Source organism: Xiashengella succiniciproducens (assembly GCF_023674465.1).
Classification (GTDB): Bacteria; Bacteroidota; Bacteroidia; order Bacteroidales; family Marinilabiliaceae; genus Geofilum; species Geofilum succiniciproducens.
On sequence record NZ_CP098400.1, the window covers coordinates 2,799,888 to 2,817,542 of the forward strand.

General features: G+C 42.1%; 16 protein-coding genes. 6 read left to right on the forward strand and 10 right to left on the reverse strand.

Translation table 11 applies throughout. The features are described 5' to 3' along the window. The first annotated feature begins 289 nt into the window (after positions 1–289). From M9189_RS11590 to M9189_RS11605, 4 genes are read left to right on the forward strand one after another with little or no spacing between them, the layout of a single operon-like run. Entirely contained in the window at positions 290–1,102 is an 813-nt protein-coding gene (locus M9189_RS11590) for a MotA/TolQ/ExbB proton channel family protein (protein WP_250723427.1), read from the forward strand. Positions 1,103–1,117: 15 nt separating this feature from the next. After that, a complete protein-coding gene (locus tag M9189_RS11595) occupies positions 1,118–1,573 on the forward strand; it encodes a hypothetical protein (protein WP_250723428.1) in 456 nt (151 codons plus the stop codon). Position 1,574: 1 nt separating this feature from the next. Next, complete coding sequence (locus tag M9189_RS11600) at positions 1,575–2,168, forward strand: ExbD/TolR family protein (RefSeq protein ID WP_250723429.1); 594 nt, start codon at positions 1,575–1,577, stop codon at positions 2,166–2,168. Positions 2,169–2,170: 2 nt separating this feature from the next. Beyond that, a complete protein-coding gene (locus M9189_RS11605) occupies positions 2,171–2,650 on the forward strand; it encodes an ExbD/TolR family protein (RefSeq protein ID WP_250723431.1) in 480 nt (159 codons plus the stop codon). A gap of 178 nt (positions 2,651–2,828) precedes the next feature. Here M9189_RS11605 and M9189_RS11610 read toward each other — a convergent pair whose 3' ends face one another. From M9189_RS11610 to M9189_RS11630, 5 genes are read right to left on the reverse strand one after another with little or no spacing between them, the layout of a single operon-like run. After that, complete coding sequence (locus M9189_RS11610; protein ID WP_250723433.1) at positions 2,829–4,037, reverse strand: ABC transporter permease; 1,209 nt, start codon at positions 4,035–4,037, stop codon at positions 2,829–2,831. A 30-nt stretch (positions 4,038–4,067) separates the two neighbouring features. Further along, positions 4,068–5,261 (reverse strand): ABC transporter permease, encoded by a 1,194-nt coding sequence (locus tag M9189_RS11615; RefSeq protein ID WP_250723434.1) that lies wholly within the window; start codon positions 5,259–5,261, stop codon positions 4,068–4,070. Positions 5,262–5,265: 4 nt separating this feature from the next. Beyond that, positions 5,266–6,273: an HlyD family secretion protein gene (locus M9189_RS11620; RefSeq protein ID WP_250723436.1), complete on the reverse strand. Its 1,008-nt coding sequence runs from the start codon at positions 6,271–6,273 to the stop codon at positions 5,266–5,268. A gap of 31 nt (positions 6,274–6,304) precedes the next feature. Further along, a complete protein-coding gene (locus tag M9189_RS11625) occupies positions 6,305–7,798 on the reverse strand; it encodes a TolC family protein (RefSeq protein ID WP_250723438.1) in 1,494 nt (497 codons plus the stop codon). 21 nt (positions 7,799–7,819) lie between these two features. Continuing rightward, positions 7,820–8,404: a TetR/AcrR family transcriptional regulator gene (locus M9189_RS11630; RefSeq protein ID WP_250723440.1), complete on the reverse strand. Its 585-nt coding sequence runs from the start codon at positions 8,402–8,404 to the stop codon at positions 7,820–7,822. A 259-nt stretch (positions 8,405–8,663) separates the two neighbouring features. Between M9189_RS11630 and M9189_RS11635 the strand changes: the two genes are divergently transcribed. Continuing rightward, a complete protein-coding gene (locus M9189_RS11635) occupies positions 8,664–11,636 on the forward strand; it encodes a PEP/pyruvate-binding domain-containing protein (RefSeq protein WP_250723442.1) in 2,973 nt (990 codons plus the stop codon). Between the two features lie 110 nt (positions 11,637–11,746). Here M9189_RS11635 and M9189_RS11640 read toward each other — a convergent pair whose 3' ends face one another. The 3 genes from M9189_RS11640 to M9189_RS11650 form a co-directional block, all read right to left on the reverse strand. Then, a complete protein-coding gene (locus M9189_RS11640; protein ID WP_250723443.1) occupies positions 11,747–12,361 on the reverse strand; it encodes a porin family protein in 615 nt (204 codons plus the stop codon). A 58-nt stretch (positions 12,362–12,419) separates the two neighbouring features. Further along, positions 12,420–13,043, reverse strand: a complete 624-nt coding sequence (gene folE / locus M9189_RS11645; protein WP_250723445.1) for a GTP cyclohydrolase I FolE — start codon at positions 13,041–13,043, stop codon at positions 12,420–12,422. A 248-nt stretch (positions 13,044–13,291) separates the two neighbouring features. Then, complete coding sequence (locus M9189_RS11650) at positions 13,292–13,894, reverse strand: superoxide dismutase (RefSeq protein ID WP_250723446.1); 603 nt, start codon at positions 13,892–13,894, stop codon at positions 13,292–13,294. Positions 13,895–14,034: 140 nt separating this feature from the next. On the opposite strand from M9189_RS11650, the gene M9189_RS11655 reads away from it, so the two are divergent. Continuing rightward, complete coding sequence (locus tag M9189_RS11655; protein WP_250723448.1) at positions 14,035–15,345, forward strand: MATE family efflux transporter; 1,311 nt, start codon at positions 14,035–14,037, stop codon at positions 15,343–15,345. Between the two features lie 218 nt (positions 15,346–15,563). Here the strand turns inward: M9189_RS11655 and M9189_RS11660 are convergent, their stop codons facing one another. Next, positions 15,564–15,995, reverse strand: coding sequence for an Hsp20/alpha crystallin family protein (locus M9189_RS11660; RefSeq protein WP_250723449.1), 432 nt, complete (start codon positions 15,993–15,995; stop codon positions 15,564–15,566). 374 nt (positions 15,996–16,369) lie between these two features. Then, complete coding sequence (gene aroA / locus M9189_RS11665) at positions 16,370–17,611, reverse strand: 3-phosphoshikimate 1-carboxyvinyltransferase (protein ID WP_250723450.1); 1,242 nt, start codon at positions 17,609–17,611, stop codon at positions 16,370–16,372. Between the last annotated feature and the right edge of the window lie 44 nt (positions 17,612–17,655).

Consider the following 17,655-nt stretch of genomic DNA (forward strand, 5'->3'; position numbering starts at 1 on the left):
TTAGCACCCAATAGTATTTGTAACATAGCCTGAAAGCCCTGATAATTAATGTTTGAAGGAATATGTACAATATGTAAAGCACATCTAGGCAACATTATTTAACACATTGTTCAGATTCCCGAAATCAGAGAATTTTCAGAACATTCAGCTTATTTGTGAAGTAAAATATTTGTTTTTCGCAAATGATACATATACTTTTGTCTTCATTATTAATTTTTGTTTTAAGTGCTTTAATTTAGTATAATATTGAGTTAATAACAAACCTATCAAATCAAATTAAGAACAGATTATGAAAAAGCTTTTTGCATTTTTAGCAGTTTTCGGGATGCTAACATTTGGCGCATCGACACTTTATTCTCAAGAAGAATCTGTATCAGAAGAGGTAACCACTACCGAAGCTGCTGTAGAGGAAGCTGTTGAAGCAGCTCCGGTTGCAGTAAGCACATCGGATGTTGCTGAAGAACAAGGCGGATTGCACAAGCAGTTGAAGATCAAATTCGTAGAGGGTGGTGTACCGTGGATGATGCCTATTCTAATATTTCTTATATTAGGTTTGGCTATCTGTATTGAAAGAATTATCTATCTCAACCTTTCTGACATTAACTCAAAGAAGCTTCTTCAAAGAGTTGAGGCTGCACTTAACGAAGGTGGTATTGAAGCAGCAAAGGAAGTATGCCGCAATACACGTGGTCCAATTGCTTCAATTTTCTACCAAGGATTACTTCGTTGGGATGAAGGTATGGAAATAGTAGAAAAATCAATTATTTCTTACGGTTCTGTTCAGATGAGCCTTCTAGAAAAAGGATTTACCTGGATTTCTCTTTTCATCGCTCTTGCTCCTTCAATGGGATTCCTTGGTACAGTTATCGGTATGATCCAAGCATTTGACCAAATCCAAATCATGGGTGATATTTCGCCTACTGCAGTTGCTGGTGGTATTAAGATCGCTTTGATTACAACCGTATTCGGTCTTATCGTAGCGATGATTCTACAAGTATTCTTCAACTACCTTATCAACAAAGTTGAAGGTATCGTAGGTGATATGGAAGATTCTTCTATCTCCCTGCTTGATATTCTTGTAAAATACAATGTAAAACACTAATCAGGACTGTTAGCAATGAAAATATCAAAAATAACAACACCAATCCTTTGGCTTCTCTTTGCAGTATCCATATTTCTGGTACTGTTAACCCTGATGGGTGGAGATGTTGAAGGGGCTAATCTACAAACACCTGTATACCTGGATACCATGTTGTTTTACACATATGGAATCCTGTTCATTTGTACTACACTGGTATTGATACTTGAGATAATAAACATAGTGTCTTCTCCAGCTAGTTCAATAAAATCAGTAGTGTCATTCTTATTGATTTTAGTTGTAGTAGCAATAGCTTACCTGAGTGCAGACGGAACACCTCTGAATATCCCTGGCTACGAAGGATCAGACAACGTACCGTCAATGTTAAAGGTTACAGATACAGGTGTTTTCACATTCTATGCACTTGGAATAGTAACAGTATTGGCAGTAATTGGATTTGAAATCAGGAGTGCTATTATAAAAAATAATAAGTAGTATGGCAAAAGGAAAAAGAAGGGTAGGCGAAATTAATGCTGCCTCAATGGCCGACATTGCCTTTTTGCTGCTCTGTTTCTTTATGATGGTTACTACCATGAATACTGATACGGGGTTGGGACGTATGCTTCCCCCCCCTGTGCCGGAAAAGGTTGAGGATGATACACCCCCAATCAGGGAACGTAACGTTTTTGAAATATTGATAAATTCTCAGAACCAGTTACTTGTTGAAGGTGCACCAATGCAGCTTAGGGATCTTAAGGATGCAGCCAAGAATTTCATCCTGAATCCTATGAACGAAGCTCATCTCCCTGAAAAAGAAGCAAAGGAGATATCTCGCGTAGGAGTTGTATTGGTAACACCAAAAGCAACTATCTCTCTTCAAAACGACAGGGGTACACAGTATCAGACATATCTGGCGGTACAAAACGAGTTGCAGAAGGCTTATAACGAGCTTCGTAATGAATTTGCAAAAGCATATTTTGGCGCTCCCTTTGATGATCTAACATCAGAAGAGCAGGATATAATCCGTAAGGAAGTTTATCCACAAAGGATTTCTGAAGCCGAACCACGTAACGTGAAAGGAGGAAAGTAACTATGAGTAAGTTTAGAAAAAAAGATAAGAGAGGCGTAGGTGGTCTTAATACCGCATCCCTGCCCGACATCGTATTCATGCTACTGTTCTTCTTCATGGTAAGTACTTCCATGCGTGACGTTGAACTTAAGGTGAGGGTTCGTAATCCTGAGGCATCAGAAGTAACAAAGCTTGAAAAGAAGTCTCTGGTAACCTATATTTATGTTGGTGTGCCTCAAAGCTCTTTTCAATCAAAATTTGGTACTGAACCACGCCTTCAACTTAATGACCAGTTCGCTTCCGTTGATGATATTCAAAGTTACATCGTTCAGGAACGCGAGTCTATGAGTGAAAACGATCGTCCTTTGATGACCGTATCCATTAAGGCAGACTATGATTGTCCAATGGGTATTATCACTGATGTAAAACAGGCTCTGCGTAAAGCACAAGCGCTGAAAATCAGCTACTCGGCCAGAAAAGGTGATTATATAGCTAATAACTAAGGCCTATAGTCTAGGTATAAAACAAAGAGGGTGCCTCACATGAGGTGCCCTCTTTATTTTTTCCCGTTTAAGCTGCTCGGTTATATTCTGCTATGATTTGGTAAGGTTAATCCTTCTCCACAGATTACCTATCCCTATTCTATCAGACAATAAAGTAAAATATCTGAGACTAATTATCTTATTCAGAATCGGTATCCCCTGACTTCTCCAGTCTTCTTGCAGCCAAATAATACAACACTATTGCAAGAATAAAGTAAACCAAGGCCTGAAGCAAGAGTTCGGCAATATCCGCTTTAATATGTTGGAAATCTGCACCCATAGTCCTAACTCTAATCCAGGCTGTAACCATAGTTCGCGTAGGGAAAATACGCCCTATTGTATCCAACCATCCAGGAATGGCAGAAACCGGCCAGGAAAGACCTGTAAGGAACATTATCACCGGGGACAGGAATACAACAAAGAGAATCGAATGCTCCCGCTTCTCAAAAAAGGTTGACAATGCAATTCCCAGAAAGATAACTGCTACAAGGAAAGGAAGCGCCAGAGCAATTGCTGGGAAAAAACCTCCGAGATTAGGCAACTTATACCAGTGATAGACCCACACCTGAGTGATAATCAGATTCACAATATAAACCAGCAAATATGCAAAAGCCTTTCCACAAACGATAGGAACTACTCCTCCCCTGGTTAGAGATCTCGGGATGGCAAACCTTGCACGACCGGCTTCCCTCTCCGTTCCTCCAAGCAAACCGATTCCAATCAACAAAGTCTGTTGCAGCAACACAATCAGTAAACCAGGCAAAACAAAGGAATTATAGCCTCCTTGTGGATTATACAGAGTGACTGTTTTTATACTTACTGGATCACGCATTGCCATTGCCTCATCAACTGTCTTACCTCTGGCCATATAGCGCTTAATCTCCACCCCTGCACCAAAGGTCCCAGAGGACTTCATAGCTGCGGAAAGTGTCTGCTTATACATAAGGAAGTATCCTGCATCACAATATACACTCAACACACTTTGTCCACCCTTCATCATGGCCTTTTCCAGACCTTCCGGAATCAGGAATACACCATGAACTTCGCCACTGTAAAACAAAGCTTCAGCTTCAGCCATTGAAGCTGGTCTACTTGCCACATGCAAATCAGCAGTAGCATCTATCATCCTTGACAGGGTTCTGGAAGTAGCCGTTCTGTCAAGGTCAACTACTGCAACCTTAAGATCACGCAATACTTCATTCTTGTATGCTATCCCATAAATAATCGGATAAATAATCAAGGCAAGAAAGAGTATTAGCAATGCTCCCGGATCCTTAATAATAGCCGTAAACTCCCTTTGGAAGGTCTGGCCTGTAAGAATTAGTCCGCTCTTTATATAATTCTTCATTTTACATTCTTTGTCTCAAATCCCGTACGATCAGATTCTGTTATAAAACCTGGGCTCTGTCAACAAATATTTCAATCTTGGGAATAACAGAATGCCAATCAGGATAAAGGTTAAAAGCCCCAGGAATGGACCACTTGCATTTGATAAAGGTTCATTACGCAAGCTCTGCCCAAGAAACACCTTCATCCAATGGTAATATGGAAAGATGTTGGCTGCTATCTTAGCCAACATTGGCATTCCTGCTATCGGAAATGTAAGGCCCGAATAAGAGAATGCTATCATTGAATAACCACTTGCCAGAGAAAGGGATAACCTCGTATTTGCAGTAACTGCAAGCAGAAATACAGCTACCATCTGGTAAGCTAATATCATAAAAAGCTCTGCTGCCATAATTGCTGCCCATGATCCCTTGATTGGAAATCCAAGGTGCTGTACCAGTATAAAGTGCATCACTGCTACATTGACGCACATAAGCAAGGTATAGGGAGCCAGCTTTCCTCCCAGAGCTACCCACATAGATCCTCCGGCAGTTTTAATCCATTCACCGGCGGTACCCTCCCTCAATTCAATACCTATTACATAAACAGCTCCCAACAATGTAAATACAGTAATAAGCAGGGGCATTAAGGTTGATGAAAGAAAGTATGAGTAGTTGATATATGGATTAAACAACTCATGAGTATCTAGGCGCAAAGGATAGACCTGCTGAAGTGCTTGTTCCTGAGCCATGCCACCCTTCATAGCAACCTGCAATTTGACACCAGTAGAGTATGTTGAGACCGCTTTGATAACAGCACTTTGAATCAGTCCCCCATTAAGCACATTTGAATTGTTTACATACATAACAAGTTCAGAGCCCTCACCTTTAAGCACTGACTTACTGAAATCATATGGAATGTACAAAACGGCATATACCTGCCCCTTTAGCATAGCTTCATTGCCATCATGCAATGAAGCAGGGCGACTGGATACACTAACCGAGCGGGTAGCATCAATCATTCTGATTACCTGGCGTGACATCTGGCTATCATCGAGATCCACAACAGCCAAAGGCAGGTCGGATGGATTTCCGGCCAGGAAAATATTCATAACCAGAAAGAATGAGAGCAGTGGACCGGCCAACGCGATGAACAGATAAACCCTGTTGCCCGAGAACCGTACAAATTCCCTGTTAAGGACATTCCACCAGTCATGAACCCACTGCGGAAACCTAAGATTTCTCATTTATCTACTCCTTTTTTGCCTTGTCTGCAATAGCATCCCAATTAACCAACACACTCATGCCCGGTCGTAATCCTTCGATCTTAGCTACGGGACGTGCATGAACTTCAAAGGTTTTCTTATCAAAATCACCCGAGGACTTGGTAGCATTCCATGTTGCATAGTCCCCCTGGACACTGATATATGTTACCTCAAATAACTGCTTCTCTCCTCCCAGTGCCGGTATGCGACCTTCAAAGCGTGTTCCCTTGCGGATTGGAGAAAGCAAATCCTCACGAATATTGAAAACTATCCATATATCATCAAGGTCAACCAGTGTAACAACCGGGAAACCCGCAGGAGTAAGCTCACCAACCTCCGACATAATATTTGCTATCTCTCCTGCAATTGGAGCGTAGGCTCGTGTTTCTTCAAGATATGAAGCCACTTCAGCTACGACACCTTCTGCCTGCTTTACAAGCGCACCGGCAGCTTCTTTGTCTTCAATACGAGCCCCACCTTCAGCCTTCTCCCATATAGCCTTGGCAGCCTCTGCAGTTTGTTCTGCAATTTTAAGTTGCATCTCAGTTTCATCCAACTTTTGAGCAGGTACCACACCATTGTCATACAGGTTTTTTACCCTTGTGTAGCTCTTTCTGGCAAACTCAAGAGCAGCAGATGCTTTTTGATAGTTGTTGTAAGCAGCACGGATATCCTCTTCCTGAGCACCTGTTTTTGCTTTCTTATGCTGAGCTTCGGCAGCTGTTTTTACAGCTTCAGCCTGACTCATCCTGGCATCCACTTCTGGACTTGAGATTGAATAAAGAAAGTCACCCTTGTTTACACTCTGTCCGCGATATACGGCCATGGAGTCAATACGTCCGGTTAGTTTCAAAGAAACCTTCATCTGTCTGGCTTCGGCTTCACCCTGAAGTTCTACAGGAACTTCACGAACTAGCAACCATGTTGTGTAGATAAGAAATATCAGCAGGGCTGATGCAATAGCTCCTGCAATTATTGCACTCTTCTGTTTCATTGCTTTTCAGTTAATTTCGTATAAGGATACTTTACTTTACTCCTGTATTCATATAGGTATTGAAATATTCCGGGATACCTGCAAGTTCTAAAAGCCGTGCCAGAGTAAGATCATAATTGTATTTAGCCTGAAGCTGCTCAACTCTGACCTTGGCAACAGCCAGCGATGCATCTGTTACATCTGTACTTGATGCCAATCCTTCACTAAAGGCATTCAGACGAACTCTGTAATATTCATCAGCAAACTCAGCAGCAGTCTTAAGCTCATGTAGTTGCTCAACTGCCATATAGAGTTCCTGATGATACTTTTCAATCCCCATCTCAATGTCTCTGACAGCTTTATTTTTTGCCTGTTCAACCTGATCTTCAAGTAATCTGGCAGCTTTATACTTGTGACGAGCTGAAGTGCCTCCAAATATTTTCCAGCTTAGAGTAATACCTGCTACATAGTCAGACACCTGTGGTGATAGGTCATAATCAGCAATATTGTACAATCCAAAGGCTGCTACTGTAGGCATTAAATCTGATCGCTCAGCCTTTGCAGCCTGCCCGGCCAGTCCCTGCTTTGCATATACCTGTCTCAACAAAGGATTGTTTTGCACAGATTGTAATTTGAAAAATTCAGCAGGTTCGACACTTTCATTGTAAAACAGAGGAGTAACCGGTAGATAACTGATTCCAGTACTGTCGGCAAGCGTATTGGCAAGAGCCTTGTTCAACAAATCAACCTGCCTTGCAGCTTTCCTGTATTCTCTTTCAGCCTCCGCGTGATATACCTGCGCATGAAGCAGTTCAGCCCTTGCAAGCATGCCTTCATCGAAAAGTTTTTGGGCATCGGCAAGGTGCTCCTCCATAGCTTTCAGCACATCCAGTCTAACATTGGCTGCTTCAATAGCCAGAGACAAACCAAAATACCTCTCCACCAACTCTGACAACAAAGCAGCTGTCTTTTCCCTTTCCATTTCAACAGCCTCATCCAGTCGTATCCTTGCAGCATTATTGGCAGCATTAATCTTCCCTCCGGTAAACAGTGGCCAGGTGACGCCTGCCGAAACAGTACCAAATTGTTGTTTCTGAATCAACTTGTCCCACTCAGCACCCTGCACCTTTACTAGCCCCTCTGCAAGTTGCCCCCTGACAGCTTCAGTTGAAATATTGTCGGGCAATACAGGCATCATCCCAGAAGTATTAGGATCAGGGTTGGGTACTCCACTGAAATTACCATACTGTGACAATGCACTATACAATGGCGTGATCGCATCCCTCACCCCTGTCATGTCAATACTTATGTCATCCGACAGGATGACATAACTTGCATTCAGCGAGACCTGCGGAAGCCTTAAAGTGCGGTTTGCCTTAATTTCAGCTTCAGCCTGACGTCTATGAAGCACTGCCTGCCTTATACTTTCGTTATTGGACAAAGCCGTTTCCACTGCTTCAACAAATGTAAGAGTATGCTTAGCTTCCTGTGCTAAAATACCACACAGTGCCTGTAAAAAAACAACCGATACAATTACTCTTTTCATATATTTAACCTGTTATTGCATTTAACCTCTAAGTGCACTCATACAAAGGGCTACAACCTTCTTTTCATCCTCCGGGCCAAGCAAAGTGGAGTTAAAGTGCTGCTTAAATCTGATATTAATGAATCCAATAGGATAGATTACTGTCATTAGAAATATCTCTTCCTCAGAGAAAGCATCTGATATCTCTCCGGTCTCTATTCCAATTCTGAGCAACTTTGTGCAAAGCTCCCTTATCCTGCTTATTTGCTCAGGCAGTATTGAAAAGCGATACTCATTAATCAATTTGTATAGAAACCTGATATGATCAGGACTGCTCTCAGCAAGGCAGAAAAAATAGTGAACCACAGATTCCACAACCTCTCTGATAGTTGTGCATGAAACCATGACTAGCTCCAGCTGGCCAGCCAGATCCCGTATCTTCTCATCAAGCATATCGGAAACCAGCTGCTCCTTACCTGAGTAGTAGCGGTAAAGATACCCCACCGCAACATCTGCTTTTGAAGCTATTGAGGATATGGTTGCCTCCCCATAACCATTCTCTGCAATCAAAGCTATGGCTGCCTCCTTTATCCTCATCAGCTTACTCTCATCTGCCAGTTTTGCCATCGTTTAGAATTAGTTAAGCATATAATGAATGAACATTCATTCATACAAAAATAAAGAGAATATAGACAGCATATTCAGATTTAACCTTTTTTATACAGGCAAAGAAATTACACAAAACAATATTATGAAAAACCAGACCCTAAAGGCAAGATAAAAGGGGTAGCAATCAGGAAGATTTGCTTATTTTGCAAAAAGGGAGTAACAAACATCGATACACAACTAGCTAAACACGCGATAAATTCTTTTAACACGTAAAGAGATGTCACTTGAAACCAAATATCACAACGAAAAGACCCAGTTTGAAGACACAGCCTTCGAACGTCTGATGCAGAAAAGAATTCACAAGGTACTGCTTATATGTAGCTCTTATGATGCCTTTATGCTTGAAGAAGACGGTCGTATTGACGAGCAGATCTTCAACGAATATGTGGCGCTTAACCTGCGCCACCCTCCCATGTTTATTCAGGTATCATCTGCTGAGGCTGCATTTAGAGCAATAGAGGAAAACCAGATAGACCTGGTGATAACTATGCTTAGCGTAGGTGGCATGGACCCCTTTTCTCTTTCCAAGGTCATCAAGGAAAGTCACCCGGATATTCCAATCGTTGTACTCACACCCTTCTCTCGCGAAGTATCACTTAAACTCAGCAAGGAAGATACCAGTGCCATTGACTACATTTTCTGCTGGCTTGGAAATGCTGACCTTTTGCTTGCCATCATCAAGGTTATTGAGGACGGGATGAATGCACCCACTGACGTATCAGAGATTGGTGTTCAGTCCATATTACTTGTAGAAGACTCCGTGCGCTTTTACTCTTCCTACCTGCCATTGATATACAAGACCCTCTTTCAGCAATCCCGTAAGTTTATGACCGAAGGTCTAAATGAACACCAGAGGATGATGCGAATGAGGGGCCGGCCAAAGATCCTTCTTGCCCGTACTTACGAAGAAGCTGTAGAGTTATACAACAAGTACAGCAACAACATCCTTGGTATTATATCCGACGTTTCTTTCAACCGCAAAGGCATAAAAGACTCTACAGCTGGCATTCGCCTGGCACGCAGGGTAAAGAAAGAGAACCCCTTTATGCCATTTCTGCTACAGTCCTCAGACCTCAAATTTATGGCTGTCGCCAAAGAAATTAAGGTGGGCTTTATTCACAAGCATTCTAAACTGTTGTTACAGGAACTTAGAGATTTTCTTACCACATATTTAGCTTTTGGGGACTTCGTATTTATAGATCCGGATACCGGTGAAGAAATAGCCAGGGTAAGCAACCTGCAGGAACTCCAGGAGAATCTGCTAAAAATACCAAACAAGTCCCTGCTCTATCACTTCAAACGTGATCATATATCCAAATGGCTTACAGCCCGTGCTTTGTTTTCAATAGCCTCGGTTATCAAAGAGATCAAAGTCACTGCCGACACAGAGATTGAGCAGCTGAAATATGAACTTTACAACATTATAGCTCACTTCCGTATGTACAAAGGACGGGGTGTAATAGCAACTTTTGACGAAAACACTTATGATGAGTATGTCAACTTCTCGCGTATCGGAGAGGGATCCCTTGGAGGTAAAGCCCGTGGCCTGGCATTCCTTAGCACTCTTATTAAGAAATACCCGGTATTCAAAAGCTTTGATGATGTAATCATAACAATACCCAGAACCGTAGTTCTGGGTGTAGATATTTTCGAAAACTTTATGGAGAGTAACAATCTCTACCCCCTGGGCTTATCAGATGCCAGTGATGAAGAGATTCTAAGACAGTTTGTTGCAGCTCCACTTCCCGAAGACCTGTACACAAAGCTTGAGAAATTCTGCAATGTTATCAAAAAGCCTATTGCCGTACGCTCATCAAGTATGCTCGAGGATAGCCATCATCAACCCTTCGCAGGCATCTATTCAACATACATGGTACCATATACAAGTGATGCCCACCGTATGGCATCACAGCTGGGCGATGCTATCAAGTGTGTCTATGCTTCAGTGTACTTCAAGTCTGGTAAAGCTTATATGTCTAGCACCCTCAACCTGATAGACGAGGAGCGAATGGGTATAGTGTTACAGGAAATAGTTGGTCAGGCTCACGAAAACCGCTTCTATCCAACATTTTCGGGTGTAGGACGATCATCAAACTTCTACCCTATTCCGCCTGAAAAATCTGAGGAAGGTATAGTTAATGTAGCTCTTGGACTTGGAAAATATATTGTTGAAGGTGGAGTATCGCTTCGTTTTTCACCCGAATACCCAACCAAAGTAATGCAGCTTTCCAATCCTGATATGATGCTTAGGGAAACACAGAAATGCTTTTATGCTTTGGACCTTGATATAAACAGCTTTACACCTTCAGTTGATGATGGTATCAATATAAGGACCCTTGACCTCAGGCAGGCCCTGGCTGACGGCTCACTTAAATGGATAGGTTCGATGTTTGATTTGCAAAACCAGGTTGTCCGTGACGGAACCTTTTTTGAAGGTTACCCGATAGTCACCTTTGCAAGTATTCTGAAGTATGATGCCTTCCCACTTGCAAATATTATGAAGGAAGTACTAAAGGTCGGTCAGATAGAAATGAACCAGCCAGTTGAGATAGAATTTGCCGTCGATTTACAAACGCCTCCGGGTAGTCCTTCAGTTTTTTATCTGCTTCAGATCAGGCCCATTGTTGACAGTCGTGTTTCACTTGGTCCCAACATCAAGGTAAAGGACTCCGAGAAAGCCTTTATTTATAGTGAGGCGGCACTTGGGAATGGGATTATTTCAGATATCAAAGACATAGTCTATATCAAGACTGAGAATTTCAAGCCATCTAATAATCCTAAGATTGTAACTGAAATAGAAAAGCTAAATGATCTCCTTCAGGCTGAAAACAAACCGTATCTCCTAATCGGTCCAGGACGATGGGGCTCACAGGATCCATGGCTGGGTGTTCCAGTAAAATGGGGACAAATTGCCGGAACCAGAGCCATTGTTGAGATAGGTCTAGAAAACTATTCGGTGGATCCAAGTCAGGGAACTCATTTCTTCCAGAATCTGACTTCGCTCAGGGTGGCCTACCTGTATATCAACATGCATCTCAACAAGGGCAAGCTCAATTTCCAATGGCTCGACTCCCTGGAGGCGAGACATGAAACTGAGCATATACGACATGTGGACACAAAAGAACCGCTTCTCCTTCAGATCGATGGACGAGATGGAAAAGCGGTTATGTATTATCCCGGGGAGCAATAAGGCTCCCCGTATTTTACCTCCCGACTATTTTCTTAAGTACCCAGGCACTAAAGGTATTTTGTTATGCACAAAAATCCTCTACCTCTACTCAAAATCCTAACAACCTGCTTTTAAAACAGTCTGTAGCTCAGAGAAAACATCAAAGCCCTGGTTTTGCGGTCAATTCCGCTTTTGCTTGAAATATCATTCAATCCCCATTCATAACGGGCATCCAAGCCAAAGCGCATAACCTCTACACCAGCACCAAGCTGGAGATTCCAGTTTGCACTCTTCATCTTTCCGGAATCAAAACTACGCTCATCAACGCTAACCTTCTCATCTGCACGGATAGAAAGAGCAGGACCTGCCAGGCCGTAAATATTAACAACATCGAGATCCAAAATATTGAGTTTCACAAGTACCGGTATATCCCAGCTATAATAGTTGAGGGTTTCGGAAATCGCTGAGTCATACTCAACTTTACCACTCTTCTTTGAGTAATATACTTCAGGACGCAGGGAGATATTGCCGGCAAGAGGAAATGAAGTCCATGCACCGAGAATATATCCGCTCTTAAAATCATTCTTTACATTCTGATATGTCTCATTGTTTAGCTTCACACCATTGGAAGTATCGAAGCTGGATGAGTTGAAACCGGCCTTTACGCCAAGTTGAAAACCGTCACCGGCATATAGCATGCTGGCAGATAGTATTAGAGCAAAGCATGAAACAAGTATCTTTTTCATAGTCAATAGTTTTATTCTGGTTAGTAATACTGAATTATCCTATCAAATCAAATGCAAATCAGTGAAGGCGTGAGCCAATGATATTGAAGAACTCCTCTCTTGTAGCAATGCTATTCAGGAAGGCACCAGTAAAATCAGAAGTTGTAGTTACCGAATGCTGTTTCTGAACACCCCTCATCTGCATACATGTGTGATGAGCCTCAATAACAACAGCAACACCGAGCGGATTAAGGGTATCCTGAATACAGTTCTTTATCTGGGTCGTAAGTCTTTCCTGAACCTGCAGGCGGCGTGCATAAGCTTCTACGACACGGGCAATCTTACTAAGTCCGGTAATATGGTGACGAGGTATATAAGCTACGTGTGCCTTACCAAAAAAGGGTAACATATGGTGCTCACAAATTGAATAAAGCTCAATATCCTTTACGACAACCATTTGCTGGTAGTCTTCACGAAACATAGCCGAACGAACAATCTCTTCAGGGTTCATATTATAGCCCTGGGTGAGGAACTGCATAGCCTTGGCAACCCTCAAAGGAGTTTTCTCAAGCCCTTCCCTTGAAATGTCTTCGCCAAGTAGTTGCAATATCTCACTATAGTTCTTTGCAAGCTTTTCATTTATCTCATCATCATATTGTTCGATTTTTTTGTAGCCCCTGCCACCATTCAAAGAAATTTCCATAGTATCAAAATTTTGTTACGGAACCAGTTCCATGGTTCCTGAGAGTTTCCTCTGAGTAAAACAAATAACAGACCAAAGGGTTAATGGCCTTTCTATGCGGAATAAACAACAAAGATAAATCAAAACTCAATAAGGGGTACAAATTTATTGTCCCGGCTGGCAAATACAGAAAAGAAAGCCGGCAAAACTTCAGTTTTGCCGGCCAACCCATCAATAACAGTAATCTAATTAGGAACAATATGTTATAATCAACCTTTCAAACGAGCTGCAACTTCGTTCCAGTTCACTACATTCCAGAATGCTGAAATATAGTCTGGACGACGGTTCTGATATTTCAGATAATAAGCGTGTTCCCATACGTCTAGTGCAAGAATAGGAGTACCCTTAACATCTGCGATATCCATAAGCGGATTGTCCTGATTTGGTGTAGATGTAATTACAAGTTTGCCATCTGCCTGTTTTACAAGCCAGGCCCAACCAGAACCGAAACGAGTAGCTGCAGCCTTTGCAAATTCTTCCTTGAAAGCATCAAATGAACCAAAGTTCTTTTCAATAGCTGCAAGAAGGTCTCCACTTGGTTTGCCGCCACCGTTTGGACCAATTACTTTCCAGAACAGGTTATGGTTGTAGTAACCACCTCCATTATTACGTATTGCAACACTAAGCTTTGAGATTCCAGCCAACAGTTCTTCAATGCTCTTACCTGCATTTGGAGTTCCTTCCAATGCTGCATTCAGGTTATTTGTATATGCAGCATGGTGCTTAGTATGGTGTATTTCCATTGTCAATGCATCGATATTGGGCTCCAATGCATTGTATGCATAATCCAGTTTAGGTAATTCGAATGCCATTTTCTCTTAATTTTTTAGTTCAACATTATCTACAATACACGAAAAAATCCTTATTTCGACCTTTCCTACATACTAAACATGGTTGATAGAAAAAGGTTCAAGCATCCACAAATTTTTGACTAATTTTTCATACTAAAAAGGTGAACAAAGAAATTCTAAGGCTTGCCATTCCGAATGTACTGACCAACATCACCATACCCCTGCTGGGTATGGTGGATGTGTATCTGATGGGGCATCTTGAGTCGATACACTATCTTGGTGGTGTTGCGCTTGGCAGTGCGCTGTTCAATTTTCTCTACTGGGCCTTTGCCTTTCTGAGAATGAGCATCAGCGGACTGGCTGCACAGAGCTATGGTCGCGTTGACAATGAAGAAATGGCTATCGTCATGCAGCGTGGTGCATTAATTGCAGCAGCCGGTTCACTATTGCTGATTACATTCCAAATGCCCCTGGCTGATTTAGGACTCAGCATCCTGGAAGGAAGTCCGGAAGTCAAGGATCAGGCAAGACGTTACTTTGCCATCAGGATATGGGATGCTCCAGCCTCAATAATGTTGTTTGTATTCTACGGTTGGTACCTGGGGATGCAAAACTCTGTGTATCCAATGGTAATTGCACTTACAGTAAACATCGTCAATATAATACTAAGTTTTGTTTTGGTTCGTCTCTTTGGAATGGACGTTGATGGAGTAGCCCTTGGATCAGTATTGGCACAGTATGTAGGCTTGATACTGGCTCTGATATTGTTCTTTAAAAAGTACAGATGGATTATCCCCTACTTCACCCGCAAGCTCTCCATCTTGCTTACTAATATGAGCAACTTCTTAAGTGTAAGCACCAATATATTTATCCGGACCCTTTTCGTAATTCTGGTCTTTACATTCTTTACATCTAAGTCAGCTGGCATTGGGGACATAACACTTGCAGCAAACAGTGTGTTGCTACAGTATATGCTGCTGTTTTCATACTTCCTCGACGGTTATGGATATGCAGCCGAGGCCCTTATTGGTAAATTGTTCGGAGCGCGTAATAGGCAGAAGCTCTCCTATTCAGTTCATATGTTGCTAAGATGGGGATTGGGCTTTGCAATAGTTTTCTCAGCGGCCTACCTGATATTGGGTGAAACATTACTAAGTCTTTTCACCCGGCAGACAGAAATAATCGAAACCGGAAAACAATACCTGCTATGGGTAGTGATGATGCCGTTAGTGAGTTTTCTGACCTATATCTTCGACGGGGTCTTTATAGGCATTGGAGGATCAGTACAGATGCGAAGGTCGGTTGTCATTGCCGCGGTGTTCTTTTTTTTCCTGCCTTTTTACATACTGTTCCCCTACCTTGGTAATCATGCCATGTGGCTAAGTATGTTTCTCTTTATGGTAGTCCGCTCACTGTACCTTACCATCAGTTACCCACGGATTATTAAAAGAGAGTTCCCGCATCATAGATAGCGTGACATTAAAGCAAGTCCTGAGTTCACAGTGAAAATATCAGCATAGAACCCTTAATCAACATCCAGAACTATGCAAGGACTCAGAATCATAAGGACAACAATTTCTAGTAATACACTTTTAACCGACAAAGCTGTGTCATGCAAAAAAGGCGCCCCGCTGCAGCGGGACGCCCTTCTTATTTATATCCTCTTCGGATGGTTCTTTTGTAAATTGCGTTATTTAATCGCAATCATACGTGCAGGTTTTGGTTTTACTTCCTCACGTTTGTGAAGAGTTACATTCAGTATACCATCTTTGTAGACCGCATCAATCTTAGAATCATCTATCTGAGTGCTTGGTACAGAGAATGAACGACTGAAACTTGAGTAGTTGAACTCCTTACGGCAGTATCCCTTACCATTTTCTTCGTTCTTTTCTTCCTTTTCACTTGAGATGGTCAATACTCCGTTGTGATACTCAACTTTGAAGTCATCTTTTGAGAATCCAGGGGCAGCCACCTCAATTGCATATTCATCATCAGTTTCACGAACATTTACAGCTGGTATGCTGCGATAGCCTGACAATACAGGTGAAGTGAAGAAATCACCACCAAAGAAATCATCAAAGATGTTGATCAGGTCAGGCACGTTTCTGGTTGTTCTTCTCATTAACATAGCTTTGTCCTCCATTTATTTAGTTAGACTTTTAATCATCTTTCATTTTCTGATAGGAGAATAGCAAAGCATATACCACACTAGATATCAGGTCATTATGGCATATAAACAAGATTTTTCATGTCATTTTGGCGGCAAAATTTTAAGAACTACTGCCATATTTTCAGCCACATTGCACACAAGAATATGCAAGCTGCTGTACTACTGTTTATAACATAACAAAAGCCTCTCCAGGCGCCAGGTACTAACAAAAACAGCCTTTCCTCAGAAAGGCTGTGCTGTCTACAATTAAATTATTAATCGATACTGACTTACATTTCAGATATATAAGCTTATAATAGCAGGTGGAATCAGGCTTCTCCAAAATTTTATTTCTGGTCTTCTATAGCAAATCCGACCTTTTTCAGGTCATCCCAGAAGCCGGGATAGGACTTGGAAACAACTGAGGGATCTTCAATAACAAAGGGTTTGTCCATCTTAAGAGCAGCAGGGGCAAAGGCCATTGCCATACGATGATCCTTATATGTCGCTACAGAGATCTTGTCCAAAGCTTCGCCCTTCTTGCCGCTCCATTCAATACAGTCAACATTGTTTGTCTCTATCAGGAATCCAAACTTACCAAGTTCATTCACAAGGGCATTGATTCTGTCGGTCTCCTTAATCTTGAGGGTATGCAGTCCACTTAGTTTGAAAGGCACTCCCAGAAAAGCACAAGTCACTGCAAAGGTCTGTGCCAAATCTGGCTGATCAGTAAAATCATATTTGAACGAAGACATTATTTCACCGATATTAAGCAGTTCTAATCCCCTGCTTGAATGTTTGGATTTAACCCCAAGACCTTCAAATAGGCGCGCCACTTCTGAGTCACCTTGCCAACTGTAACGATTAAGTCCTTTCAAAATCACAGTCGTCCCCTTAGGAGCAAAGGCTACTACTTCAAACCAGTAAGATGCTGCACTCCAGTCGGCCTCTACCCTTGTTTCAACAGGCTTATACTCGGCATTTGGAACCTTTATAGTATTTCCCTTCCATTCACACTTTACACCGAAGGCTTCCATCTGCTTAAGAGTCATATGAATATAAGGACGCGAAGTAATATCTCCTGTCAAAGTAAGACTGAGTCCCTCCAACATATATGGAGCAATCATCAATAGGGCCGATACATACTGACTACTTACATTTCCCGGAAGCTCAAGTTCCCCACCCTTTAAAGCACTGCCATATATCCTCAATGGAGGATAACCTTCCTTATCCAGATACTCAATCCTGGCTCCAAGCCTATTTAATGCCTCAACAAGCACATGAATAGGACGCTGCTTCATTCTCTCACTGCCGGTGATAGTCCACTCGCCAACAATCTTGGCAAGGTAGGCGGTAAGAAACCTCATTGTTGTCCCGGCAGCACCGACGTCAAAGTGATTGGTCGATGAATTGAGAGCTCCGAGCATAGCCCTTGTATCGTCACTGTCGGACAGATTCTTTATTGGATAGGGACTATAAGCGAGAGCATTTAGTATAAGCAGTCGGTTGCTTATGCTCTTGGATGCCGGAAGTTCTATTTCAGTCTTTAGGACTTCCTTCAATGGTAGTATATGTATTGACTGTGTCATAATTCATCTTAATCAACCGGACGCAACTCAATTTGTCAGCCAAC